At 60.1% G+C, this 25028-nt stretch carries 22 protein-coding genes; 13 read left to right on the top strand and 9 right to left on the bottom strand.

Annotation, left to right across the window (positions count from 1 at the left end):
* The first annotated feature begins 1 nt into the window (after nt 1).
* From pgl to pgi, 4 genes are read left to right on the top strand one after another with little or no spacing between them, the layout of a single operon-like run.
* Nucleotides 2-691, top strand: a complete 690-nt coding sequence (gene pgl, locus ACE3O2_RS11975) for a 6-phosphogluconolactonase (RefSeq protein WP_374337774.1) — start codon at nt 2-4, stop codon at nt 689-691.
* Complete coding sequence (locus ACE3O2_RS11970) at nt 681-1691, top strand: glucokinase (protein ID WP_374337772.1); 1011 nt, start codon at nt 681-683, stop codon at nt 1689-1691. Before pgl ends, ACE3O2_RS11970 begins: the two co-directional genes overlap by 11 nt.
* A 22-nt stretch (nt 1692-1713) precedes the next feature.
* Entirely contained in the window at nt 1714-2562 is an 849-nt protein-coding gene (gene hexR / locus ACE3O2_RS11965) for a transcriptional regulator HexR (RefSeq protein ID WP_168877206.1), read from the top strand.
* A gap of 2 nt (nt 2563-2564) precedes the next feature.
* Nucleotides 2565-4208 carry a glucose-6-phosphate isomerase gene (pgi, locus tag ACE3O2_RS11960; RefSeq protein WP_374337769.1) on the top strand — a complete coding sequence of 548 codons (1644 nt, stop codon included), beginning with the start codon at nt 2565-2567 and terminating at the stop codon, nt 4206-4208.
* 153 nt (nt 4209-4361) lie between these two features.
* On the opposite strand, the gene ACE3O2_RS11955 is transcribed toward pgi, so the two are convergent.
* Both ACE3O2_RS11955 and ACE3O2_RS11950 read right to left on the bottom strand, forming a co-directional pair.
* Nucleotides 4362-4802, bottom strand: a complete 441-nt coding sequence (locus ACE3O2_RS11955; protein ID WP_374337767.1) for a hypothetical protein — start codon at nt 4800-4802, stop codon at nt 4362-4364.
* A 33-nt stretch (nt 4803-4835) separates the two neighbouring features.
* On the bottom strand, nt 4836-5870 hold the full coding sequence (locus ACE3O2_RS11950) for a hypothetical protein (RefSeq protein ID WP_374337765.1): 1035 nt from the start codon (nt 5868-5870) through the stop codon (nt 4836-4838).
* 214 nt (nt 5871-6084) lie between these two features.
* On the opposite strand from ACE3O2_RS11950, the gene ACE3O2_RS11945 reads away from it, so the two are divergent.
* Together ACE3O2_RS11945 and queF are read left to right on the top strand one after the other, a co-directional pair.
* Complete coding sequence (locus ACE3O2_RS11945) at nt 6085-6582, top strand: VOC family protein (RefSeq protein ID WP_374337763.1); 498 nt, start codon at nt 6085-6087, stop codon at nt 6580-6582.
* Between the two features lie 54 nt (nt 6583-6636).
* Nucleotides 6637-7482 carry an NADPH-dependent 7-cyano-7-deazaguanine reductase QueF gene (gene queF / locus ACE3O2_RS11940; protein ID WP_374337761.1) on the top strand — a complete coding sequence of 282 codons (846 nt, stop codon included), beginning with the start codon at nt 6637-6639 and terminating at the stop codon, nt 7480-7482.
* A gap of 51 nt (nt 7483-7533) precedes the next feature.
* Here queF and ACE3O2_RS11935 read toward each other — a convergent pair whose 3' ends face one another.
* Entirely contained in the window at nt 7534-8079 is a 546-nt protein-coding gene (locus tag ACE3O2_RS11935; RefSeq protein ID WP_374337759.1) for a YbhB/YbcL family Raf kinase inhibitor-like protein, read from the bottom strand.
* 100 nt (nt 8080-8179) lie between these two features.
* Nucleotides 8180-9037 (bottom strand): helix-turn-helix transcriptional regulator, encoded by an 858-nt coding sequence (locus ACE3O2_RS11930; protein WP_374337757.1) that lies wholly within the window; start codon nt 9035-9037, stop codon nt 8180-8182.
* A gap of 89 nt (nt 9038-9126) precedes the next feature.
* On the opposite strand from ACE3O2_RS11930, the gene ACE3O2_RS11925 reads away from it, so the two are divergent.
* Nucleotides 9127-10248: a 6-phosphofructokinase gene (locus ACE3O2_RS11925; RefSeq protein WP_374337755.1), complete on the top strand. Its 1122-nt coding sequence runs from the start codon at nt 9127-9129 to the stop codon at nt 10246-10248.
* On the opposite strand, the gene ACE3O2_RS11920 is transcribed toward ACE3O2_RS11925, so the two are convergent.
* Entirely contained in the window at nt 10234-12681 is a 2448-nt protein-coding gene (locus ACE3O2_RS11920; RefSeq protein WP_374337753.1) for a DUF1631 family protein, read from the bottom strand. The two genes, ACE3O2_RS11925 and ACE3O2_RS11920, sit on opposite strands and share 15 nt — an antisense overlap.
* 166 nt (nt 12682-12847) lie before the next feature.
* Here ACE3O2_RS11920 and ACE3O2_RS11915 point away from each other — a divergent pair, with 166 nt between their 5' ends.
* Together ACE3O2_RS11915 and ACE3O2_RS11910 are read left to right on the top strand one after the other, a co-directional pair.
* Nucleotides 12848-14026 (top strand): acyl-CoA dehydrogenase, encoded by a 1179-nt coding sequence (locus ACE3O2_RS11915; RefSeq protein ID WP_374337751.1) that lies wholly within the window; start codon nt 12848-12850, stop codon nt 14024-14026.
* An 80-nt stretch (nt 14027-14106) separates the two neighbouring features.
* On the top strand, nt 14107-15315 hold the full coding sequence (locus tag ACE3O2_RS11910) for a CaiB/BaiF CoA transferase family protein (RefSeq protein WP_374337749.1): 1209 nt from the start codon (nt 14107-14109) through the stop codon (nt 15313-15315).
* Nucleotides 15316-15412: 97 nt separating this feature from the next.
* On the opposite strand, the gene ACE3O2_RS11905 is transcribed toward ACE3O2_RS11910, so the two are convergent.
* The 4 genes from ACE3O2_RS11905 to ACE3O2_RS11890 all read right to left on the bottom strand — a co-directional run bounded on the left by ACE3O2_RS11905 (nt 15413) and on the right by ACE3O2_RS11890 (nt 20563).
* Entirely contained in the window at nt 15413-17182 is a 1770-nt protein-coding gene (locus ACE3O2_RS11905; protein WP_374337747.1) for a DEAD/DEAH box helicase, read from the bottom strand.
* Between the two features lie 177 nt (nt 17183-17359).
* Nucleotides 17360-18034 carry a GntR family transcriptional regulator gene (locus ACE3O2_RS11900; RefSeq protein ID WP_168877193.1) on the bottom strand — a complete coding sequence of 225 codons (675 nt, stop codon included), beginning with the start codon at nt 18032-18034 and terminating at the stop codon, nt 17360-17362.
* Nucleotides 18035-18141: 107 nt separating this feature from the next.
* The gene (locus ACE3O2_RS11895) at nt 18142-19569 is read right to left on the bottom strand and encodes an aldehyde dehydrogenase family protein (RefSeq protein WP_374337745.1); all 1428 of its coding nucleotides are present in this window, start codon (nt 19567-19569) and stop codon (nt 18142-18144) included.
* A gap of 88 nt (nt 19570-19657) precedes the next feature.
* Nucleotides 19658-20563, bottom strand: a complete 906-nt coding sequence (locus ACE3O2_RS11890) for a dihydrodipicolinate synthase family protein (RefSeq protein ID WP_168877191.1) — start codon at nt 20561-20563, stop codon at nt 19658-19660.
* Nucleotides 20564-21020: 457 nt separating this feature from the next.
* Between ACE3O2_RS11890 and ACE3O2_RS11885 the strand changes: the two genes are divergently transcribed.
* The 4 genes from ACE3O2_RS11885 (at nt 21021) to ACE3O2_RS11870 (ending at nt 25027) form a co-directional block, all read left to right on the top strand.
* Nucleotides 21021-22031, top strand: coding sequence for a 4-hydroxyproline epimerase (locus ACE3O2_RS11885; protein ID WP_374337743.1), 1011 nt, complete (start codon nt 21021-21023; stop codon nt 22029-22031).
* Nucleotides 22032-22033: 2 nt separating this feature from the next.
* The gene (locus ACE3O2_RS11880) at nt 22034-23284 is read left to right on the top strand and encodes an NAD(P)/FAD-dependent oxidoreductase (protein WP_374337741.1); all 1251 of its coding nucleotides are present in this window, start codon (nt 22034-22036) and stop codon (nt 23282-23284) included.
* 82 nt (nt 23285-23366) lie between these two features.
* Nucleotides 23367-24500, top strand: coding sequence for a branched-chain amino acid ABC transporter substrate-binding protein (locus tag ACE3O2_RS11875; protein ID WP_374337739.1), 1134 nt, complete (start codon nt 23367-23369; stop codon nt 24498-24500).
* Between the two features lie 143 nt (nt 24501-24643).
* Nucleotides 24644-25027, top strand: a complete 384-nt coding sequence (locus ACE3O2_RS11870; RefSeq protein WP_374337737.1) for a VOC family protein — start codon at nt 24644-24646, stop codon at nt 25025-25027.
* Nucleotide 25028: the final 1 nt, after the last annotated feature.

The following is a 25028-nucleotide window of genomic DNA, read 5'->3' as shown; positions in this document are numbered from 1 at the left end:
CATGCTGCAGCAACATGCCTTCTCCGACGGCGTTCAGTTGGCGCAAGCACTGGCACACGAACTGGCGGTAACCCTGCGCAACGCGCTGGACGTGCAGCAGGAAGTGGTGCTGGCGGTGTCGGGCGGTAAATCGCCTGTGCCGGTATTTGAAGCGCTGCGCGAGGTGGAGCTGGATTGGTCGCGGGTGATCGTCACCCTGGTGGATGAGCGCTGGGTCTCGACCAGTGACCCGGCCAGCAATGAGGCACTGGTTCGTCAGCATCTGTTGCAAGGCCGTGCTGCTGTGGCGCGCTTCGTACCGATGTTTACCGGCCAGAGCAGCGCCCGTCAGGCCGAGCCCTTGCTGAATGCAACGTTTGCCGCCTTGCCGCGCCCGTTTGCGGCCGTGGTGCTGGGCATGGGCGATGATGGGCACACCGCTTCCCTGTTCCCGGCCAGCCCGCAGCTGGATGCGGGCTTGGCAGCTGATGCACCGGCCTGTCTGGCACAGGTCGGCGCGGCGGCACCAACTGAGCGCATGAGCCTGACCCTGCCGGCCATTCTGGCGGCACGCAAGGTGTTCCTGCAGTTTGCCGGTGCCAGCAAGCACGCGGTATTTGCTGAGGCGCTGCGCGGTGCCGACCGGCGCTGGCCGGTCAGCTATGTGCTGGCACAGTCCGCCACCCCGGTTGAGGTGTTCCATGCCCCTTGAGCAGCCTTGGCTGATTGCCGACATTGGCGGCACCAATGCCCGCTTTGCCTTGTATCGCCCGGCATCCGGCTTTGCCTCACCGCAGGTCTTGCCGACGAGTGAGCATGCCACCCTGCAGGCTGCTGCAGAACACTACCTGCAGCAGCTGGGCCTGACCGAGCCAGCCGTACGGCCGCGGTATGCGGCATTTGGCATTGCTAATCCGATTACCAGTGATTGGGTGCAGATGACCAATCACAGCTGGCAGTTTTCCATTAGCGAGCTGCAGTCCGCGCTGGGGCTGGACAAGCTGTTGATGCTGAACGATTTTTCCGCTCTGGCGCTGGCGTTGCCCCATCTGCAAGCGGCTGAGCTGCAGCAGGTGGGGGGCGGGGTGCCGGTGCCACACGAGGCGATGGCCTTGATTGGCCCGGGTACTGGCCTGGGCGTGTCGGGCTTGCTGCCGGACGGTCATGGCGGCTGGCTGGCCCTGGCGGGAGAGGGTGGACATGTCACACTGGCACCGTTTGATGCGTTCGAGCGTGCCGTGGTGGACTACGTACAAGCTCGCCACCCGCATGTGTCGGCCGAGCGTCTGCTGTGTGGCGGTGGAGCTGGACAGGATATGGGCCTGCCGCTCCTGCATGAGGCCGTGTGTGCCGTGCAGGCGAGACCGCAGCAAGCACGTACCGCTGCAGAAATCACCCGGCTTGGTGTGGTGGGTGAGGATGCCGCCTGCCGCCTGACGGTGGACCTTTTCTGCGCGATGCTGGGTACCATGGCTGCGAATCTGGTGCTCAGCCTGGGCGCGCGGGGGGGCTGCTTTATCGGCGGCGGCATTGTGCCTCGCTTGGGCAGCTACTTTGCACAGTCACCTTTCCGTCGTCGCTTTGAGGAAAAGGGGCGTTGTTCGGCGTACCTGCAGCAGGTGCCGACTTATGTCATCCACGCGGAATACCCGGCCTTTACGGGCGCGGCGGCCGCACTGGCGCAATGGCTGCAGACACATCGTCAGACCTGAGGCGCACAGGAAGGAAGCAAGCATGCTCAACAAAATTCGTCACCAGCTGGATACCCTGCCCAAAGCGGAGCGCTTGGTCGCCGAGCAGGTGCTGACGCAGCCACGCTGGGCGGTGGAAGCGCCAGTGGCCGAGATTGCCCGGCTGGCTCGGGTGAGCCAGCCCACGGTGATCCGCTTCTGTCGCAGCCTGGGTTGTGATGGTTTGTCGGACTTCAAGCGTCGGCTGGCCAACAGTCTGGCCTCTGGGGTGCCCTTTGTGCACAGCAGTGTAGTGATGGGCGATTCTGTCTCAGACCTCGGTGCCAAGGTGTTCGATAACACCATTTCGGCTTTGCTCAAGTGCCGGAATGACCTCTCTGCCGTTGCGCTGCAACAGGCCATCGAGCTGCTGGCGAGTGCGCGGCGCATTGAATTTTATGGGCAGGGCAACTCCGGCATCATTGCGCAGGATGGTCAGCACAAATTCTTCCGCTACGGCATTCCGGCGGTGGCGTACTCCGATCCGCATGTGCACCGCATGGCAGCTGCGGTGCTGGACCCCGGTGATGTGGTGGTGGCGATTTCGGCCAGTGGCCGCTCGGCAGACATCCTGCACTCCGTGCAGATGGCGCAATCAGTCGGCGCCAATGTGATTGCCATTACGCCCAGCGGTACCCCACTGGCACGCGCGGCAACGGTGACGCTGGCGGCGGATGCGCAAGAGGATGTTGAAATCTACGCCCCCATGCTGTCGCGCATTGTGCAGCTGGTGATTATCGACGTGCTGTCGGTCGGGGTGGCGCTCAAGCGGGGTAGTGATGCGGTTACCCATCTGGAAAAAGTCAAAAAGAGCCTGCGCGAAAAGCGCGTCAAGAACGGAGAAGAGGTCTGATCATGTCCGCACTGACGGAAACCCCGGCCTGGCAAGCGCTGAGCCAGCACTACCGTGACAGCAATGCCCTGCATATGCGCGACCTGTTTCGCGAGGACGACCAGCGCTTTGATGCCTTCTCCTTGCAGGTAGGCGGGCTGCTGCTGGATTATTCCAAGAACCGCATTACCAGCGACACCATGCGCCTGCTGGTGGAGCTGGCTGAAGCACGCGGCATGAACGAGCGCATTGCCGCCATGTTTGATGGCGACAAGATCAACTTCACCGAAAAGCGGGCGGTGCTGCATGTGGCACTGCGTAACCGTACCAACAGCCCGATCCTGGTGGATGGCGAGAACATCATGCCCAAGGTCAATGCCGTGCTGGACCGCATGTGTGCGTTTGCGCACAGCGTACGCAGTGGCGACTGGCTGGGCTACACCGGGCAACCGATTACCGACGTGGTGTCGATCGGTATTGGTGGCTCCGATCTTGGCCCGCAGATGGTGTATGAGGCGCTCAAGCCCTATGCCCACCCGCGCATGCACATGCACTTCGTCTCCAATGTGGATGGTAGCCAGATTGCCGAAACCTTGAAGGATGTGCACCCGGCCACCACGCTGTTCGTGATTGAATCCAAGACCTTTACCACCCAGGAAACCCTGACCAATGCGCGTACTGCGCGGGAGTGGTTTCTGGCGGCGGCCAAGGATGAGAAGGCCATCGCCAAGCACTTTGTGGCGGTGTCGACCAACCGGCAGAAGGTGATTGATTTCGGGATCGACCCGACCAATATGTTCGAGTTCTGGGACTGGGTCGGCGGGCGTTTCTCGGTGTGGTCGTCCATTGGTCTGCCGATTGTGCTGGCGTTGGGGCGCGATCATTTTTACGAGCTGCTCAACGGCGCACACTTGATGGACCAGCATTTCCGCAATGCACCGCTGGAAAAGAACATGCCGGTGCTGCTGGGTTTGCTTGGCATTTGGTATATGAACTTCTATGGTGGCGGCTCGCATGTGATTGCGCCGTATGACCAGTATCTGCACCGCTTTCCAGCGTATATCCAGCAGTTGGACATGGAATCGAACGGCAAGCAGGTCAATGCCCAGGGCGAGCGGGTGGACCACGAAACGGCCCCGATCATCTGGGGGGAAACCGGGATCAATGGTCAGCATGCCTTTTACCAGCTGCTGCATCAGGGGACGCACATTTCCCCGATCGACCTGATCTGCTCCATTGATGGCCGCCACTCCATGCCGGGTCACCACGATATTTTGCTCTCCAATGTGTTTGCCCAGGCGCAGGCCTTCATGCTGGGCAAGACGGCTGATGAGGTGCGTGCCGAGCTGTCGGCGCAAGGCCTGAAGGGTGAGGAGCTGGAGGCGATGATCCCGCACCGGGTGTTCGATGGTAACCGGCCGACCAATACCATCCTGATGAAAACCCTGGATGCCCGTAATCTGGGGGCCTTGATTGCACTCTACGAACACAAGATTTTCGTACAGGGCACCATCTGGGGTATCAACTCTTTTGACCAGTGGGGGGTGGAGCTGGGCAAGCAGCTGGCCAAAAAGATCCATGCCCAGCTGGTGGAGGGCAGTGACGTGTCGGAACATGACTGTTCGACGCGTAAATTGATCGAATACTACCGGCGGCATGCCCGGTAAGATGGATGTCGCAGGCCCGCTGGCCTGCGTGTGGTTGCAGGAGGGCTGGCGCTATCCCTTGTCAGCACTTCCTGGTTTCGGGGGAGGGTATTGTCCCGGGGGCGAATGGTGCGATGGGGGAGCGCCATTCGCCGTTTTTTTATCTGCTGAAATCTACTGAGGCTGGCTCATGGGCTCGAAAGTGCTCAGCGTGTAGCCATTCCGGCCGCGCAGGATCATCTGCGGACCCTGACATTCATAGCCCCGCTCTTCAAAACTGTGGCTGACTTCCATTTGCTGGAGATCAGCACGTGGTGCGCCATTGTGATACCACAAGGTGGCATCATAGCCAGCCTTGTCTTTGCCAAAAACCTGTACGCCTTTGCTGTCCAGGCTGATTTGGCGCGTACGCCCTTCGGGCAAGGTTTGCAGTGCAGACACACGCTGCTGGTCTGCCAGATATTGCGTTTTCAGTGCTTCAACACAAGCATTAAAGCTGGGGTAGGACTGCTTGCTTTCCGGGATGGGCAGAGCCCCACTGGCCTGACAGAGTATCGGCAGTGCCAGCAGCACACCGGCTAGTGAATGAGGGTGGCGACGGATCAGGGTCAACATGTGGGGCATCCTTTTTATGCAGCAGGGGTTGGCTTACTGTGGATCACGATACTGAGCGGCGCAATCATTGCCCTCGGTTCGAACATCCACAACGCGGTAGCCCGGCTTGTTGCCACCTTGCATCAGTTCGAATGTAACGTTGCAGGTCCAGATACCGCCATTCTGGGCAACAACCTGACCGGTACGGGTGTTGACGGTCTCTGAGCGATTGTCCAGGTGGCTGCTGAAGGCCAGGTAGCGCGCGTTACCAGATTGATAACTCCTGGCAGGGGCGCCCCAGGCGCGAAGCAGGCGCTGTTCGTTCTCGCCTTGCCAGCGCAGGAAGCTGGGATGGGAGAGGGACTGCTTGGCGCGTTGTTGCAGGTAACTTTGAAATGCTGCTTCCTGCTCCAGAGTCTGGGCTTGCTGGTTGTATTGTTTGCTGGTGGATTGCAGTTGAGCGATGGCCTGGTCTTGCCGTTTTTTCTTCTCGGCGGCGGTCAGGCTGGACGTGCTGGCCGGGCGTTGACCATCTTTCCAGAAGCCTTTCCAGGCGAGGTCTGACAGTGCTGGAGGGCCTTGCAAGCGACCGACAAAGGCATAGCCTATTGCGACCAGCTCCTTGCTCATGATCTGGCCGTCTTTGCCTGACATGACAATGCTCTTCCACTGATCGTTTTTGCATGCGAAGTCGTAGCCTCGCTGCATGGAGAGTGTATTGACGGGTGTCCATGCGGCTTGTGGGGTGACGACTTGCTCCACCTCTTCATCGCGACGCATGTGATTGGTTCGTACCGTCCGGTACTGCTTGTCGCGGCAACGATAGTGCACCTCAAATGTGCTGCCGTCGTATTGGGCCGCACTTTCATTAATGGCAGTCAGGTACATGCGCATGGTCTTTGCGGCGGCCTCGCGCTCTGCGGTAACCAACTCATCAATGGGAGTGGCATCTGAGAGCGAGTTGATGTCCGCAAAAAAAAGCTGTCGAGCGGGTTTGCTGCCTTGGGCAAAGATCAGCAAATAGTCTTCCGCCATGGAAGGGAGAGAGAGTGATGTCATCAGTCCAGCCCACACCAGTCTTCTTCGCATGCCTGACACTCCGGATTTGATTTTGCACGGACTATGACAACGTCAGAGAGTGAGGGCAAGGGAAAGTTCATTCACATGCATAGGGTAGGTGGGGCTTGTTGTTGAAAAATTTGATTAAGTCAAAATAATTGAATTTTCAATTGTAACTTGTTCGATTTCTTCGTCGGAAAAGTCACGCTATAGTGGGCTCATGACATCATATTTTGAGGAAAAAATGGCCATCAAGCGAATGAATCATGCCGTACTATACGTGCGGGATGCTGAAAAAAGTGCTGACTTTTACAAGCAAGTTCTCGGGTTTTCTGAGGTATTTGGCCGTCCAGGGGCACGCTTTCTGCGTGCTCCCGCCTCTGCCAATGACCATGATCTCGGGTTGTTCAGTATTGGTGAACAAGCTTCGGCTAGCTCTGCCGGTCGTGGTACGGTTGGCCTGTACCATCTGGCCTGGGAGGTGAGTACGCTGGGTGAGCTGCAACAGCTTGCAGATCGCTTGCAGCAGGTGGGTGCATTGTATGGTGCTACCGACCATGTTACTACCAAGAGCGTCTACGCCCGCGATCTGGACGGGATTGAGTTTGAGGTGATGTGGATGGTGCCACCTTCGCAGTTGCGGGAAGAGGAGCGGGATGGCCGTGTGATGATGGCGCGGCTTGACCTCGCGGCCAATATCCAGCGCTTTGGTGCCGACTTGCAGGGTGGCCCGGAAACCTGAGCTGGGCGTGCTCGGGTACAATGCTGAAGTCTGAGATCGAACAGGTTGTTGACCATGTATGAAGCGGTACCCGAGCACTCACCACTGGGTAAAGCGGTAAGCTACCGCGACCAGTATGCCCCCGAGCTGCTGTTCCCTATCCCAAGATTGGGCAAACGCCAGGAAATCGGCATCGAAGGACGGCTGCCCTTCATGGGAGCTGATCTGTGGACGGCCTACGAGCTCTCCTGGCTCAATCGCAAAGGCAAGCCGCAGGTGGCACTGGCGACCATCATCGTACCTGCGGATTCTCCCAATCTGATCGAATCCAAGTCGTTCAAGCTGTATTTGAACAGCTATAACCAGACGCAGCTTTCCGGTTCAGATGAACTGCAAACCCGCTTGGTGCAGGATCTGTCTGCAGCGGCAGGCGCCAGCGTGTCGGTGCGTTTGCACTTGCCGGACACCTTTACGACCCAGCGCATGCACGAGCAGCAGGGTATTTTGCTCGATACGCTGGACATTGAGGTGGACCGCTATCAGCCCGACCCGCAGCTGCTGCGGCTGGATGAGCAAGCGGAAACGGGCGCTGCTCCGGTTGAGGAAACCCTGGTGTCCCATCTACTGAAGTCCAACTGCCTGGTGACCGGTCAGCCAGACTGGGGCAGCGTGCAGATCCACTACGTTGGTCCGCAGATCAATCATGAGAGTGTGCTCCGCTACTTGATTGGTTTCCGTCAGCACAATGAATTTCACGAACAATGCGTCGAACGCATCTACATGGACATCAGCCGCCAGTGCCACCCACTGAAGCTCACTGTCTACGCCCGCTACACCCGTCGCGGCGGCCTCGACATCAACCCCTTCCGCACCAATGTCCCGCAAGCCTTGCCGGACAATGTGCGTACAGCAAGACAATAAAAAAGCCCACCGAAAGGTGGGCTTTTTTCATGCTGAGCCAAGCGAGTCAGTCTACCTGCTGTAGTGCATGGTAAAGCTGGCTTTGCCGATCTGGTTGGCATTGATCATGTAGCCGACCAGAGCCCCGGATGCGCTGACAGGAAGGTCCAGTTTGGGTACTTTCAGGGCGTGCACGGTGAAAATGTAACGGTGCGGTTTGTCGCCCACCGGCGGGCAGGCGCCGAAGAAGCCGGGGTAACCGACATCGGTACGGGTCTCTACGGTACCCGCGGGGAGCTTGTGTTCAGCGCTGGCATTGCTGGGCAGGCTGCGGGTATTGGCGGGAAGGTTGAAGGCCAGCCAGTGCCACCAGCCGCTGCCGGTAGGCGCGTCCGGGTCATAGACGGTGATGGCATAGCTCTGGGTGCCTGCTGGCGGGTTGTCCCACTGCAGGGCAGGTTGGATGTTACCACCTTGGCAGCCAAAATCGTTGGCCACTTGTGCCATGGGCAGGGTGGTACCCGCTTGCAAGTCGGGGCTGCTCAGGCTGAAGTCGGCGGCGAGCGCGAGGTTACCCAGTAAGGCACTCAAAGTGGTCAGCAGGAAATGGGTTCGCATGGGGTATTTCTCCGTGTGGTTGAACAGTGCAGCGACAGTATGTCTTGCTCACATACCGCACGCGCGCCGCCACCGGGCAGCCATGCGCCCGAATCGGGTATCAAGGGTGAATTTGCGAGGGGGGCAGTCCGAAGCGCTGACGGAAGCGAGCGGCAAAGCGCGAGGGTGAGGCGTAACCGCAGCGCTGACTGACTTCCCCTACGGGCAGGTGCTGACCTTGCAGCAGCGAAAGACCGTGACTGAGGCGCACGTCTTCCAGCAGTTGTCGAAAGGAGGTACCTTGCCGTCGCAAATGGCGGCGCAGGGTAGAGGGATCGATCTGCAACTGTTCTGCCAGATCGTCCGCGCGCCATTCACGGGCAGGATCGCTGCTCAGCCAGTGTCGCAGGCGACTGCCGAGGTCCGGCTCCGCATGCCACAGCAGATTGCTTCCGCCCTGCAGCAGGCTGTGCAGCAGCAGCTCCAGCAGCAGGTGGGTGTGCAACAGACTGCCGGAACCTTCCAGCTGCTCCAGCAGCGACAAGGCAATCCTCTCCAGCGGTTGGCGCTGGTGCAGTCGTTGTAGCAGTGGAGCGGGGGCGGACTGAGGGGCGGACCACTCTGGATAGGCACGCTGGAAACGTTCCAGTAGCGCGGGTTTGAATGCCACTGCCAGCGCCAGGTAAGGCGCGCCAGCAGGCGGGAGGTTGGTGATGTCCAGCGCGCAGCCTGCACGCATGGCGATTGCATGCTGCGGGGTGTAGAGCGTTTGCTCGCCTTCAGGGTAAAGCAGCTTGGTGCCCTGCAGAACCAGGATCAGGGCAGGGTCATGGGTGGGGACGCGCTGGATGTGCTGTAGGCGGCGACAGGTGATCAGCAACAGGTCTGCATCCTGTCCCAGTGCGATGGGGCGACCTTGCAGGCGAGTCTGAGCATGTCTGATCAATGCCTGCAGAGGTGTGAATTCAGGGAATGTCATGATGCGCCTAGCCTAGCACAGCCCTGCAGGCGCTGACACCATGCAGCGGGCCTGCTACCCTCAAGAGTAAACCATTGCCGAGAATCATCATGCCAACCCACACGCATCCCCGTATTGGAATTCTGACTGGTGGCGGCGATTGCCCCGGATTGAACGCCGTCATCCGTGCGGTAACGCTGACGGCGCGCAGGCGTTATGGGGCGACCGTGCTGGGCATCGAGGATGGCTTTGAGGGTTTGATCGAGGGGCGCGGCAGCGAGCTGACGGAGGAGCGTGTCGCGGGTATCTTGCAAGATGGCGGCACGATCCTCGGCTCGTCCAACAAAGGGGACCCCTGGCGTTATCCGGTGGTGGGGCAGGATGGCAAAACGGACTGGCAGGATTGCTCCGGGCGCTTGCTGGCGCAGGTGCAACACTGGCAGCTGGATGGTGTGGTGGTGGTCGGTGGCGATGGCACCATGCAGATGGCGGATCGTCTGCAGCGGCTGGGTGTGGGGGTCGTCGGAGTACCCAAGACCATTGATAACGATTTGCTGGCCACGGACCAGACTTTTGGCTTTGATACCGCAACGGCCGTGGTGAGCGAGGCGCTGGACCGGCTGACCACCACGGCTTCCTCGCACCACCGGGTGATGGTGCTGGAGGTGATGGGCCGTACCGCGGGCTGGATTGCGCTGATGGGCGGGGTGGCCGGTGGCGCCGACGTGATCCTGTTGCCCGAGATCCCGTTCCAGTGGCAAGCCGTGTTTGACAAGGTCAAGGCGCGTGCAGCCATGGGCATGCGCTATAGCATTATCTGTGTGGCAGAAGGTGCACAACTCCCCACCGGCGGCGAAGTGGTGCAGCGCATGGATCGCCGCCGTACCGACCCCAAGCGGCTGGGGGGGATTGGGGCCGTGGTGGCGGAGCATATTGAGGCGGGAACCGGGCTGGAGGCACGGGTCACCGTGCTGGGGCATTTACAGCGAGGTGGGTCACCCACTGCGTTTGACCGCATCCTGGCAACCCGGCTGGGCAGCCATGCGGCAGATTGCATCTGCCGTGGGGAGTCTGGTGTTCTGGTGGCGTATCACCAGATGGGGACCTGCACGGTACCCTTGTCTGCGACGCTTGCCGGGCGGCGCAATGTCCCGGCAGACCATGATCTGATCCAGGCCGCCCGCGCGCTGGGAACCTGCTTTGGTGATGAGGCAGGCTCAGGCCGCGCGTGAGCGGTCCACCTTGTCGGCGTTTTCCAGCAGCAATGTGACGGCACGCTCGAACAGTGGACGATCTTCCAGAAAGCGTGCCCGCCCGATGCGGATCAGTTGCAGGAACAGCTTGACCGTCATCACCGACGGGGTGGGGTGGTCACCAATGCGGATCACCATCCGCGGCTCATCGGGGTCAACCCAGCTCAATACCGCCCGCTGTGGACGCCCATCCAGATTAACCTCCACCGCAACCCCAATCCGTAAACGTTCCAGCGCGCTTTGCTCGGTGGCCTTGTCGAACTGTACGCTGGGCTCGCTGCCATACAGGTATTCGTTGACGATGGATCGCACGGCGTCATGCTGACTATCCAGCACCTCAATGCTGGCAGCAACCTGACTCAGTTCCTCATTACGAACCAAGGGGTGAGGCTCCGCCGCATCGCTGTGGGGAGCCGCATCCGGCGCATTGTCATGAATGAAGGCGTGAAAGCGCTGCTCAAAGGCGGTCAGTGTCAAGCCAGGCAACTGGAGCGGGTTTGCCTGCAAGGCCTGGCGATGCAGGCCGGAAAAGTTCCTCATCAGTTGATCGGTTTCCGCTGCCGGTTGCCCGATGAACTGCATGCCACTGCGCAGGGTATTGACCAGGGCGGGGAGCGCGCGGGTCAGTTGGCGGCGGTCCTCTTCCGTCAGCTTGGGCTCGGCACTCCACAGCAGGCGAGGCACACAGGCCCTAAACACCTGGCTTTGCAACAGGTCGGATTGCTCGGCACGCTCAATCACCCGCGCCCAGGTATCGCTCAGAAAGCCCCACAGCAAAGGCGAGATTTGCAGTTCCCCGATAGCATCGGTCAACTGCAACACAATCTGCCCAAGCCGGGCACTGCGTTTGTCGGCGGTTGCCAGCGCCTGCAGGGTTTGATGCACAGGCGCATCCTGGCTGTTCAGCACATGACTGATGAAGCTTTCCAGCTGATCGAGCATGCGGGTAAACCGCTCAGTGCCGGGAGCATCGTCTTGCAGCAGGGTTTCGACGATATGGCTGATTTCCTGCGTGACCCGCTCGCCGCTGGGGTCGATTTGCTGCAGCCCCAGTGAAATGCTGCCAATACGGTTCACCAGCTGGCGCGCCGGGTGCTGCTTCTGGGTGAGCAAGGTGGGGTCGGTCAGTGCTTGTTTCAGCACCAGAAACTGCATGCGACCCAACTGGGTGCGGACGTCGGTAGGCACCTTGCCGTCACGCAGGATCAGCTCGAACAGCATGGACACCAGATCAATCACCATCAGCTCTTGCGGATGACTGGTCAGGCTGCCTAGGTAGCTGCGGTTCTCCAGGATCAGGTTGCGCAGCTGGCCGTGTGCATCCCGCATGTGCTGGCTATCCGGCGTGGCGGCCTGCTGCAGGGTACTGATGGATTGCACCAGGCTGGATTCCAGCTCAGTGGCCACCAGCGGGGGGGATGCGGTGGCGTCCCCTGCGCTGATGCTTTCCTCTCCCTGAAACAAACCCCGCAGCATGGCGCCAACCTGCTGTGGGCCAATCAGCCAGCTTCCCCAACCCTCCTGTTCGCTGGAGGGCGCACTGGCCTGCATGCTGACAGACGGCTGGGCGGCTTGGGGCATTTCTCCAGTGGGCATCGCGGAGGAGGCCGCGCCTGTGGGGCGAGGCATGCTGCGGCGCTGAACCATTTGCATCAGCATCGCTTCGGGTGAGGGCGTGTTGCTACCGGGTGAGGCCAGCTGATCAGGCTCCGGCGGGGCTTCCGGCATGGGCGTTGCTGCAGGGGTGGGGCGCGGTGTGCGTTCCGGACGTTGCACCACCTGCAAGGGCAGTTCCGCCGGTACCCCCAGCTCTGCCAGGGATTGGTTGGTGGCTTGGTAAATCTGGGCGGCAGAAGGGTACAGGCTCAGCGCCAGCTGATCAATCAGCACATCACTGATATCGCGTGACCACGCCATGCGCTCCACACCATTGGCCAATCCCTTGGCCAGCAGGTAGGGCCGAAACGGGTTTTCCCGTTCGATCGCGTGGGTTTGCCCGAACAGCACGGTGATGCGGATGGTCAGATCCGAGAGTTGTTCTCCTGCGTGCTCTCTGAGCTGGCGGCAGATGCCATCCAGGCGCATTTCAGATTCAACCGCCTGCATGCTCACCAAAGACAGGCTCTGGTTGAGGCGGTCGGCATAGCTGGGGCGATAACTGCTGAAGGCTGTCTGCAAGCTGCGCTCCAGCAGGGGCTGCAAAGCCAGCACGATGGCATCTTGCAAGGCATCGGATTCATTGCTGAGCACCGTGCGGCTATCCAGCAATAGACCTTGCAATTGCATGGACGTGGCGTGCTCGGCACGTTCAAACAGACGGTCCTTTGCGGCCTCGAGCATGGCGGGCAACAGGGTGGTGCACGTTTGCAGAAAGGCGCTGGAGGCGGCGTTCAGGCAGTCTTGACGAGTCATGGTGTTATCCTAGCCTGAAACAGCAGGACTTGCGAGCAGACCACTTTGACTGGGCTGTAAAAACTGCAAGGTTGAAAATTGCAGCCTGCCCGGTTTTACGGTAGTATTTTCGCATTGCAGAATATTATTCCGCCAAGCGGAACTAATAAACCACAGGAGACCCACGATGAGCCGCTTCAACTTTCAATGGGATGATGCCCTGCAGCTGACCCAGCAACTGACCGAAGAAGAGCGCATGGTGCGTGATGCTGCGCACAGCTACTGTCAGGAACAGTTGATGCCGCGCGTGCTGGAAGCCAACCGCCATGAGCAGTTCGATCGCAGCATCATGAGCGAGATGGGTGAGCTGGGTTTCCTGGGCGCGACCATTCCGGAGCAATACGGTGGTGCCGGGCTGGGCCATGTGGCCTATGGTCTGATTGCACGTGAAGTGGAGCGGGTGGATTCTGGCTATCGTTCTGCCATGAGCGTACAAAGCTCGCTGGTGATGTACCCGATCTACGCCTATGGCAGCGAAGCGCAGCGCATGAAGTACCTGCCCAAGCTGGCCAGTGGCGAATGGGTAGGCTGCTTTGGCTTGACCGAACCCAATCACGGCTCCGACCCCGGCAGCATGATCACCCGTGCCCGCAAGGTTGATGGTGGCTATATACTGTCCGGCAGCAAGATGTGGATTACCAACTCGCCGATCGCCGATGTCTTTGTGGTGTGGGGCAAGGATGACGCGGGCGAGATTCGTGGCTTCATTCTGGAAAAGGGCATGAAGGGTCTGCACGCACCGAAGATCGAAGGCAAGTTCTCCCTGCGTGCATCGATCACCGGCGAAATCGTGATGGACGAAGTGTTTGTGCCGGATGCGCAATTGCTGCCCAATGTGAAAGGCCTCAAGGGGCCGTTTGGCTGCCTGAACAAGGCGCGCTACGGCATTGCCTGGGGCGCCATGGGCGCAGCAGAGTTCTGCTGGCATGCTGCCCGTCAGTACACGCTGGACCGCAAGCAGTTCAACCGCCCGCTGGCCGCCAACCAGCTGGTGCAACTGAAGCTGGCCAATATGCAGACCGAGATCACGCTGGGCTTGCAGGCTGCCCTGCGCGTCGGCCGCCTGCTGGACGAAGAGCAATGGGCGCCGGAAATGATCTCGCTGATCAAGCGCAATAACTGCGGCAAGGCGCTGGAGATTGCCCGTGTCTCGCGTGACATGCACGGTGGCAACGGCATCGCGGACGAGTTTCATGTCATTCGCCATGTGATGAACCTGGAGGCGGTCAATACCTACGAAGGCACCCACGACATCCATGCACTGATCCTGGGCCGTGCGCAGACTGGCATTCAGGCCTTCAGTTAAGCGCTTTTCGTTTTGGGTGTGCTGGCGGCTTCCCCTCGTCCCGCTGCTGGCCCCCCCCACCTCTCTGGCAGGAACATCCCATGAGTGCCTTGTCTTCCATTCGCGTGCTAGATCTCTCCCGGGTGCTGGCCGGACCGTGGTGCAGCCAGAATCTGGCCGATCTGGGGGCGCAGGTCATCAAGGTCGAGCGACCTGGCCAGGGCGATGATACCCGGGGTTGGGGCCCTCCCTTCCTCAAGGACAGCGGCGGGCAGGATACCCGTGAGGCCGCATACTATCTGTGCGCCAACCGTGGCAAGCAGTCCATCACGGTGGATTTCACCCAGCCCGAAGGGCAGGCGCTGTTGCACGAGCTGGTCAAGCACTGTGATGTGGTGCTGGAGAACTTCAAGGTCGGCGGCTTACGCAAGTACCAGCTGGACTACGACAGCCTGAAAGCGATCAAACCCGACCTGGTGTACTGCTCCATCACCGGTTTTGGTCAGACCGGGCCCTATGCCGACCGGGCCGGTTATGACTTCATGGTACAAGGGTTGGGGGGGCTGATGAGCATCACCGGCGCCCCGGATGGCGAGCCACAGAAGGTTGGGGTGGCAGTTGCCGATCTGTTTACCGGCATGTATGCCACCACGGCCATCCTCGCCGCCCTGTTCCATCGGCAGCAAAGTGGGCAGGGGCAGCACATCGACATCGCCTTGCTGGATTGCCAGCTGGCGATGCTGGCCAACGTCAACATGAACCATCTGATCGGTGGGGTGACACCGCCACGACAAGGCAATGCGCACGCCAATATCGTGCCCTATCAGGTGTTTGCCACGGCGGATGGCCACGTGATTGTGGCGGTGGGCAATGACAGCCAGTTCGCCCGCTATGCGGCCTTGTGCGGTCACCCGGAATGGGCGGCGGATGAGCGCTTTGCCACCAATCGGGCGCGGGTGCAGCACCGGCAGGTGCTGGTACCGATGATCGCCGAGGTGATGCGTACCCGCACGCGCGATGAATGGATTGCGCTGCTGGATGCAGAGACCATTCCCTGCGGCCCGATCAATACCATCCCGCAGGCGTTTGCCGATCCGCAGATCCAGCATCGCGGTATGCGGGTGGACATCCCCCACCCTGTGGCGGGCAGTGTGCCGCAAGTGGCCAGCCCAATGCGCTTCTCGGCCACGCCAATCCAGTATGAGACGCCACCGCCCTTGCTGGGACAGCATACGGCGGCAGTCTTGCAATCGGTGTTGGGGAAATCGGATGAGGCCTTGGCGCAATTGCAGGCGCGAGGGGTGATCTGAGACGGGGTCGGCCTGCTTCACCCCATAAAAAAACCGCCAGCGGTCATCCCGGCTGGCGGTTTTTTCATGGGCGGCAAGGCGCTAATGGATCACCGGCTTAACCACCACGACGCGAGTTATTGCCTCGATTGCGGTTGCCATTGCCATTGCCGCCGCCACCTTGGCGCTGGCGGTTCTGGCCTTGGCCTTGCTGTTGCGGGCGGCCTTGCTGACGGTCGCCCCGGTTGCCGGGCTTACCGCTACCTTGGGTGCTACCGCCACGAGGCTGGGTGGGGCGGGTCTGGGTGCTGGCCCAGCCATCACTGTTGAAGTGGTGCCCGGTTAGTTCACGATAGCCATCAATCTCGCGGTTATCCGGCATGATGCGGTTACCATTGACGGCTTCATCCAGGTCCTCCAGACGCTGCGGGTTGCCCAGCAGGGAGGCTTGCTGTCGTGGCTTGCGGGTGTTCCGGTTCTGTTGTTGCGCGGGCTGACCGCGACCTTGAGCTTGCTGTGGCCTGCTTTGTGCTTTTGCCGGGCCTTCCTGTGGCTTGCGGGGCGGGCGTGGCTCACTCCCTGCCTGGCGCTGGCGATCGCTACCTTCTGCGGTAGGCTTGCGCGGTGCACGTGCTTGAGGTGCACCCTCGCTGGCAGGCTTGCGCCCCTGCCTGGACTGGCCTTCACCTTGCGGGCGGGCCTGACGGCCTCGCTGTTGCGGCGGTGGGTCTGCCGGGCGGTTCGGATCAGGCTCGAAGCCCTCTACCTGCACCCGCTCAATGTCACGCTTGGTCAGTCGTTCAATATCGCGCAGCAGCTTCTGTTCATCCGGGCTGACCAGCGAGATGGCCTCACCGGTTGCGCCGGCGCGGCCGGTACGGCCAATACGGTGCACATAATCTTCCGATACATTCGGCAGCTCGTAATTGACCACATGCGGCAACTGGTCGATGTCCAGACCGCGTGCGGCAATATCGGTAGCCACCAGCACCTGCAGCTCGCCGGATTTGAATTCGGCCAGCGCACGGGTGCGTGCATTCTGGCTCTTGTTGCCATGAATGGCGAGCGCGGTGATGCCGGCCTTGGCCAGCTTTTCAGCCAGTGCGTTGGCGCCATGCTTGGTGCGGGTAAAGACCAGCACCTGAAACCAGTTATGATCCTGAATCAGCTTGATCAGCAGGTCACGCTTGCGCTCCTTGTCGACCGGGTACACCTTCTGGGTGACCAGATCAATCGGGGCGTTGCGGCGGGCCACTTCCACTTCTGCCGGGTCTTTCAGCAAACCGTGCGCCAGCTCACGGATCTCGTCGGAGAAGGTGGCGGAGAACAGCAGGTTTTGCCGCTCGGCTGGCAGCAGGGCCAGAATCTTGCGGATGTCACGGATGAAGCCCATGTCCAGCATGCGGTCGGCTTCGTCCAGCACCAGGATCTCGACCCCGCTCAGGTCCAGTGTGCCTTGTGACACGTGGTCCAGCAGGCGGCCGGGTGTCGCCACCAGAATGTCGACCCGGCTTTTCAGCGCCTTGATCTGCGGGTTGATGCTGACCCCGCCAAACATCACCATCGAGGCCAGCTTCAGGTATTTGCCATAGGTGCGAACGCTTTCCTCCACCTGCGCGGCCAGCTCACGCGTCGGTGTCAGGATCAGCGCCCGTACCGGCGGGCGACCACTGGAAGGGCCCGGTTTGGTGCGGTTGCTCAGCCGGTGCAGGATGGGCAGGGTAAAGCCGGCAGTTTTACCGGTGCCGGTTTGTGCCCCAGCCAACAGATCACGGCCAGACAGTACCACCGGGATGGCCTGTGCCTGAATGGGCGTGGGGTCGGTGTAACCTTGTTCGGCAATGGAACGCAGAATCTCCTCGGAGAGGCCGAGTTCAGTAAACAGCATGGATGGACTCCGGGCAGCTACCCAGGCACGCGGGGCGTGGTTCGGTCGGAGGGTTGGCCCTGTCAGCGATTATCGGATCATGGGTCCGTGCTTGCAGCTACACGGTCACGCCACCGACCGATGGTGGCGTGGATGATTAAACAGGATTATAACATTGATTTCCGGGGCTGGATGCTATTAGCGGGATTGACCCTGCTTGGCAAAATAATTTTCCAGCGCATGCTCGGCACCCAGGATGTGCTCACGCAAGAAGCGTGCACCACCCTCGGCGTCCTTCTTCCGGCAAAACTCCAGCAAGGCGCTGTGCTCCGATTGCGCCCGCTGGCTGTAATCGGCATACAGAATCTGCATGCGGGTATACCGCTCGGTCTTGTTCAGCAGGGATTCCACCAGTGCGAGGCTGTGTGGCCGCCCGGCGGAGCGGTACAGCGACAGATGGAACTGGGCGTTCAGTCGGCCCCACAGGGACACATCCTTCTTCTTCAGCGCCGCTTCGAACTGTTTGAGCAGGCTTTCGGCCTCCTTCAGCTCGGCTTCCGACTGTAAAGGGATGGCCCGCTGCAGCAGGTCACATTCAACCAGAGCCCGGATGTCCAGCAGTTCCTTTACATCGGTAAAAGAAAACTGGGTGACGGTAGCGCCTTTGTGATCCAGGATTTGCACCAGACCTTCGGCTTCCAGCTGACGCAACGCTTCTCGTACCGGTACGCGGCTGACGCCAAACTCCTGGGACAGCGCCTCTTGCCGCAGCTGCATGCCATCTGGCAGCTCGCCGGTCAGGATCTGGTTGCGCAGGGCTTCCGTTACCGCACCAGTCAGGGTTTGTCGGGCAATCAGCGGAGGTTTGGACATGCGGGTTCTCGTGGTATGGGCAGACGCCTGTTGTAATATGCGGTTTTATCACCCGCCAGACAAAATGTCCACTGCTCCCGGCCTGGCAGGCCGGGAGCTCCCGGACGTCAAGCTGCTACGTAGGCGGTCTTCACCGTGGTGTAAAACTCGGCCGCGTAGCGACCTTGCTCACGTGGACCATAGCTGGAGCCTTTGCGGCCGCCGAACGGGACATGATAATCCACCCCGGCGGTCGGCAGGTTCACCATCACCATACCCGCTGCTGCGCGGCGGCGGAACTGGGTGGCCAGCTTGAGTGACTGGGTACAGATGCCGGAGACCAGCCCAAAGGGCGTGTCGTTGGCAATGGTCAGCGCTTCTTCAAAGTCTGCCACCTTGATGACGCTGGCGACCGGGCCAAACACTTCTTCACGGTTAATGCGCATCTGGCTATGGGTGCCGGTGATCAGCGCCGGGCTCATGTAGTAGCCGTCTTTCTCGGCTTGCAGGCGTTCTCCACCATATGCCAGCAGTCCGCCTTCTGCCGTGGCGATGCCGACATAGTCGAGATCCTGTTGCAACTGCCCCGCATCCACGACCGGGCCAATGTGGCTGCTGATATCCAGCGCGTGCCCCACCTTCAAGGTCTTCAGGCGCGACACCATGGCCTCGACAAAGGCATCATGGATACCCGCAGTCACCACCAGACGACTGGAAGCGGTGCAACGCTGACCAGTCGAGAAGTAAGCCCCATTGATGGCAGCCTCCACCGCCAGCTTGAGGTCGGCATCGTCCAGCACCACCAGCGGGTTCTTGCCGCCCATTTCCAGCTGGAACTTGCTGCCGCTGCCAAGGCAGGCGGCTGCCACTTTCTTGCCGGTATCTTGCGAGCCGGTGAAGCTGATGCCATCCAGCCCGGCGTTCAGCAACACATCACCCACTTCACGGCCACTGCCCATCACCAGATTGAAGACCCCGGCGGGAACACCTGCCCGGTGCAGGATGTCAGCCAGCGCCCAGCTGGAGGCCGGAACCACGCTGGCGGGCTTGAAGACCACGGCATTGCCATAAGCCAGCGCAGGGGCAATCTTCCAGGCCGGGATGGCAATCGGAAAGTTCCACGGAGCAATGATACCGACGACACCCAATGGCTCGCGGGTGATGCTGACTTCAATTCCAGGGCGCACGGAATCCAGTACCTCGCCGTGCTGGCGCAGGCACTCACCGGCAAAGTATTTGAAGATATTGCCGGCACGAACGACTTCACCCATCCCCTCGGCCAGAATCTTGCCTTCTTCACGGCTGAGCAGGCGCCCCAGCTCTTCCTTGCGGGCCAGAATTTCGCTGCCTGCACGGTCGAGGATGTCAAACCGCTGCTGCGGGGTGGTGGCTGCCCAGGCAGGGGCAGCCTGCCGCGCCGCGGCAATGGCATCCAGAGTTTGCTGACGATCGGCACTGGCGTACTCGCCGATCACATCAGACAGGTCGGAGGGGTTGCGGTTGACAATGGCGTGGGCGCTCTGAACCCATTCACCGTTGATCAGATTGGCAAACATGGCAGTTCCTTTTCCGTGGAGGAGGCAGCTTCACCGTAATGACAAACCCGGCGCACCAGGCGCCGGGTTGGGGGAGGGCAGATGAGAATCAGATTTGCGGCAGGGTCGGGCGCTTTTCCAGCGCAGTGCGAATGATCTTCTCGACCTGGGCGCGTTCTTCGCCAACCAGCGGCAGGCGCGGCGCACGCACGTGCTCAGTGCCAACACCCACGATGGCTTCTGCCAGCTTGATGTTCTGTACCAGCTTGGTGGAGATGTCCAGACGCAGCAGCGGCTGGAACCAGCGGTAGATGGCACGGGCCTCTTCCCAGCGGCCGGCTTGCACCAGACGGTAGATGGTCACGGTCTCTTTCGGGAATGCGGTCACCAGACCCGCCACCCAGCCGGTAGCGCCCATGGCCATTTCTTCCATCGCCAGATCGTCCACGCCGCAGAAGATGCCATAGCGGTCACCGCAAGCGTTGATCACCTGGGTAACGCGGCGCACGTCGCCGGTGGATTCCTTGATGGCCACGAAGTTTGGCTCATCGGCCATTTCCACCAGCATGTCCGGCGTGATGTCCACCACGTAGGCCAGCGGATTGATGTAGAGCATGATCGGCAGCTTGCTGGCCTGGGCCACGGCGCGGTAGTGTGCGATGGTTTCACGGCGGTCGGACACATAGCGCATGCCCGGCAGTACCATCAGACCATTGGCACCTTGCTCTTCCGCTAGCTTGGCCAGACGGCACGCATCTGCTGTGGTGCCTTCGGCCACCGTCAACAGTACCGGCACGCGGCCACGGCTGGCTTTCAGACCTGCGCCCAGTACCGCCAGCTTTTCATCAAAGGACAGGGTGGAGTTCTCGCCCAGCGAGCCGCAGACGATGATGCCATCTGCGCCGCAGTCAATCTGCCACTCAATGTGTTGTTGGGTACCTGCAAGATCCAGAGCGCCGTCGGCGGTGAACTTGGTGGTAACAGCCGGATAAACGCCAGTCCAGGGGCAAGCCATGAGTTTACTCTCCATCTTTGATTGGTCAGACCTGACATCCGGACTGTAGTGGCAGCCCTGAATGCTCGGGTATGCTGCGCATCATATCTTTTTTGTATACAATATTCAATATGTACAGCAAATAAATTAGGTTGCACCGTAGAACTACAAGCGTACACCCCATGTGATGCGTAGTAATACGTAGATGATTATGCAGGCTGGAAAAAGGCTTGTTCTCCACCGTCTTGTAATGTATACAATATACATATTGCAAGGGGTAACCCGGTGAGAAGACAGGCATTTCCAGCATGCCATTGTGTATGGTGTGGCAGTTTAATGGATGCTGACTGTTTTCCTTGTTTGGTCATCAGGTCACTTTGCCGGTGAATGTTTGGCCTTTTTGATGTTTTTCAAAACCCTGTTTGGTAATCAGATCAATACCATGAACAATCATGAAACCTCCCATGCATCAGCCGTAATGTCGCCTCGTACGGCTCATACCTTCCACTGCATCGACGGACACACCTGTGGCAATCCGGTTCGGCTGGTCGTGAGCAATCATCCCCCTTTGCTGGGCGCAAACCAGGGGGAGCGGCGGGTTCATTTCATGGAACAGTTCGACTGGATTCGTACCGGTCTGATGTTCGAGCCGCGTGGCCATGCCCAGATGTCGGGTGCTTTCCTGTACCCGGCGACCCGCCCTGACTGCGATATTGCTGTCTTGTACATTGAAACCAGCGGGTGCCTGCCGATGTGCGGTCATGGCACCATTGGGGTAGTAACTTTTGCCATTGAGCGTGGGCTGGTCACGCCGCGTACACCGGGGGAACTGCGGCTGGAAACGCCTGCAGGCCTGGTGGTGGCCCGCTATGAGATGGATGGTCAATACGTCAAAGGCGTGCGTATTACCAATGTACCGTCTTTCCTGTTCCGTACCGATGTCAAGGTGGTGATCCCGCAACTGGGTGAGCTGAAGGTGGACATCGCCTATGGGGGCAACTTCTACCCCATTGTGGAAGCGCAGGAGAATTTCCGTGACATGGCGGATTTCAAGCCTTCTGAACTGGTGGAGATGGGGCGGGCGGTGCGCCAGTATCTGAACGAACACTATGAGTTTGTGCATCCGGAAGACCCCAAGATTCGTGGCGTGCGGCACTGCCTGTGGACCGGTGCGCCGCGCCAGCCAGGCTCGGATGCACGTAATGCCGTGCTGTATGGCGAGGCAGCCATTGACCGCTCGCCCTGCGGGACCGGTACCTCGGCCCGCATGGCACAGCGCTATGGCCGTGGCCTGCTGAAGGCAGGCGACCAGTTTGTGCACGAGAGCATCATTGGCAGCCAGTTCATCGGCCGTATTGAGGCTGAAACCAAGGTGGGTGATTACGCTGCGATGGTGCCCAGCATTGAAGGCTGGGCGGTGATTACCGGTACCAGCCAGATCACGCTGGATCCGCGTGACCCCTACTGTCACGGTTTTGAGGTGGCCTGACCATGACGGCGCGCAAACAGGTTGTTGTGGTTGGGGCGGGCATCGTCGGCATTTGTTGTGCCGCCTGGTTGCGGCAGGACGGGCATGAAGTGGTGCTGGTCGATGCAGAAGCGCCAGGCCGCTCCACGTCGTTTGGCAATGCCGGTGCCTTTGCCGTGAGTGACATTGTGCCGCTGTCCGAGCCGGGGGTATTCCGCCGCATTCCGGGCTGGATGATGGACCCGCTGGGACCGCTGGCCTTGCAGTGGCGCTACCTGCCCTCATTGACCCCATGGCTGTTGCGTTTTGTCTGGGCCGGTCGACGCAGCAAGATGCAAAGTTTGACCTCCGCCATGGCGCAGTTGCTTAACCGTGTCTATGCTGATCTGGAGCCGCTGGCTCATTGGGCGGGGGTGAATGCGATCTGGCGACGACATGGCTCGTTGACTGTGTATGACGGACCCGGAGACCTTGCCAAGGATGCCGCCAAATGGCAGATCAAGCGTGACCATGGCATCCGCTGTGATGTGGTGGAGGGGGGGCAGCTCAAGAGCCTGGAGCCTGCGCTGGACCCGCGCTGGCAGCACGCGGTGCATGTGCCATCATGGTCTCATGTGGACGATCCCTATGTCTTCACGGAAGGGATTGCCCGCAAGGCGATGGCAGAGGGTGTCACCCAGGTACGTCAGTCGGTCTCGGCCTTCCTGCTGGAGCAGGGGCGGGTGACCGGGGTGAAACTTGCGGGGGGCGACACACTCAAAGCAGATCATGTGGTGGTGGCCGCGGGGGTTTGGTCGGGCGAGCTGGCGAAGCAACTGGGCTACAAGGTGCCACTGGAGAGCGAACGCGGGTATCATGCGACCCTGCCGAATGCCGGGGTAGCGCTGGACAAGTTCATTTTGTCGGCCTCGGGCGGTTTTGTGATCCTGCCGATGGCGGATGGCGGCATCCGGGTGGCTGGTACGGTCGAACTGGCGAGCAAGGATGCGCCCCCCAATATGCGGCGTGCTGAAGTGCTGATCGACAAAGCCAAGCAGTATCTGCCCCAGCTGAATGATGCCGGTGCCAGCTTCTGGATGGGAAACCGTCCTGCGCTGCCGGATACTGTGCCGGTGATTGGCAAGGCGCCACGGCACGACAATGTGAGTTTTGCCTTCGGTCATGGTCATCTTGGCCTGACGCTGGGGGCGACAACAGGCCGGATCATTGCTGATCTGGTCGCCGGTCGACAGGCTGCCTACCCCCAGGAGGCATGCCGGATTGATCGTTTTTGAGAGTACGGACGCATGCGATGCCCCGGCGCATGCTGTTTTTCCGTTATGGGGCTCATAAAATCAAACGAGGAGTGAATCGATCATGATGAACCCGAAGAAACTGGCCCTGTCTGCCATCGCCCTGGCGTTTGCCGCCAGCTCCGGTCTGACCCTGGCTGATACCGTTGTGAAACTGGGCTTTGCTTCGCCGCTGTCTGGCGCACAAGCACACTATGGCAAGGACAATGAAAATGCAGCCCGTCTGGCCGTAGAAGAGCTGAACGCCAAGGGTGTGATGGTAGGTGGCCAGAAGGTCAAGTTTGAACTGGTGGTTGAAGACGACCAGGCCGACCCGCGCATGGGTACGGTGGTGGCCCAGAAGCTGGTGGACGCCAAGGTGAGCGCCATCATCGGTCACTTCAACTCCGGCACCTCCATTCCGGCCTCCAAAGTGTACGCCGATGCGGGCATTCCGCAGCTGACCGTGGCGACCAACCCGAAGTACTCCCAGCAAGGCTTCAAGAGTGCCTTCCGTCTGGTGGGTAACGACGCGTTCCTGGGCAAGGTGCTGGGCGAATATGCCGTCAAGACCCTGAAGGCCAAGAACATTGTGGTGGTCGATGACCGTACCGCCTATGGTCAAGGTCTGGCCGAGCAGTTTGAAGCTGCGGTGAAGGCCAACGGCGGCAAGATCCTGCGCCACGAATTCACCACCGACAAGGCTGTGGATTTCAGCGCCATCCTGACCTCCCTGAAGGGCAGCAATCCGGACGTGCTGTTCTACGGTGGTGCGGATGCGCAAGCTGCGCCGCTGGTCAAGCAAATGGCCGGCCTGGGCATGACCGCCAAGATCATGGGCGGTGACATGCTGAATACCGACAAGTTTGTGGAAATGGCAGGCGGCAAGCCGGCTGAAGGTCACTTCTCCGCTGTGGCTGGTGCCCCGCTGGACAAGCAACCGGGCGGCGCTGCATTCGAGAAGAAGTACAAGGCCAAGTACAACCAGGAAGTGGTGCTGTTTGGGCCGCAGTTCTATGATGCCGTGTACTTGGTTGCTGAAGCCATGAAGAAGGCCAACAGCACCGAACCTGCCAAGTATCTGGCAGCGTTGAAGACCATCAGCTACAAGGGCGTGACCGGCACCTTCGAATTCGAAGCCAACGGTGAGCCGAAGAATGCCCCGGTCACCATTTATGAAGTGAAGGGTGGCAAGTGGCAAGTGGTGACGGTGAAGTAAGGACTGCAATGAGTCCTGCACCGTGAGGTGACCACAGATCAGGCCGGGTTTGCCCGGCCTGATTTTTTGGTATTGACGGCTTTGTTCAAGACATCACGCCAGGCAGGCGGGTAAGCTGATCCAGTTTTCAAGCAAGGAGTGAGATGATGAAGCTGGGATACACCATTTTCTATGTGCATGATGTGAAGAAAAGCTTGGCCTTCTACCAGGCTGCATTTGGTTTCGACTGTCGCTTTCTGCATGAATCGGGTGACTGGGGCGAGCTGGAAACCGGTACTACCACACTGGCGTTTTGTTCACATGCCTTGTTGCAGCAGATGGGTAAACGTACGCAGGCTCCGGACCCTTTGGCGGCATGCAGCGAGATCGCCTTGGTGACGGAAGATGTTGCTGCAGCTGTTGAACGGGCCTGTCAGGCAGGGGCGACGCTGCGACAATCACCGGAAGAAATGCCCTGGGGGCAGATTACCGCATATGTCAGCGACCCGGATGGTTTCCTGGTCGAAATTTGCACTGCAGTGGGCTGAG

Origin of the sequence: Leeia sp., assembly GCF_041909055.1 — a bacterium.
Taxonomy (GTDB): Bacteria; Pseudomonadota; Gammaproteobacteria; order Burkholderiales; family Leeiaceae; genus Leeia; species Leeia aquatica.
The sequence above is the reverse complement of the archived record's forward strand: the minus strand, read 5'-3'. Positions and strand labels throughout refer to the sequence as shown.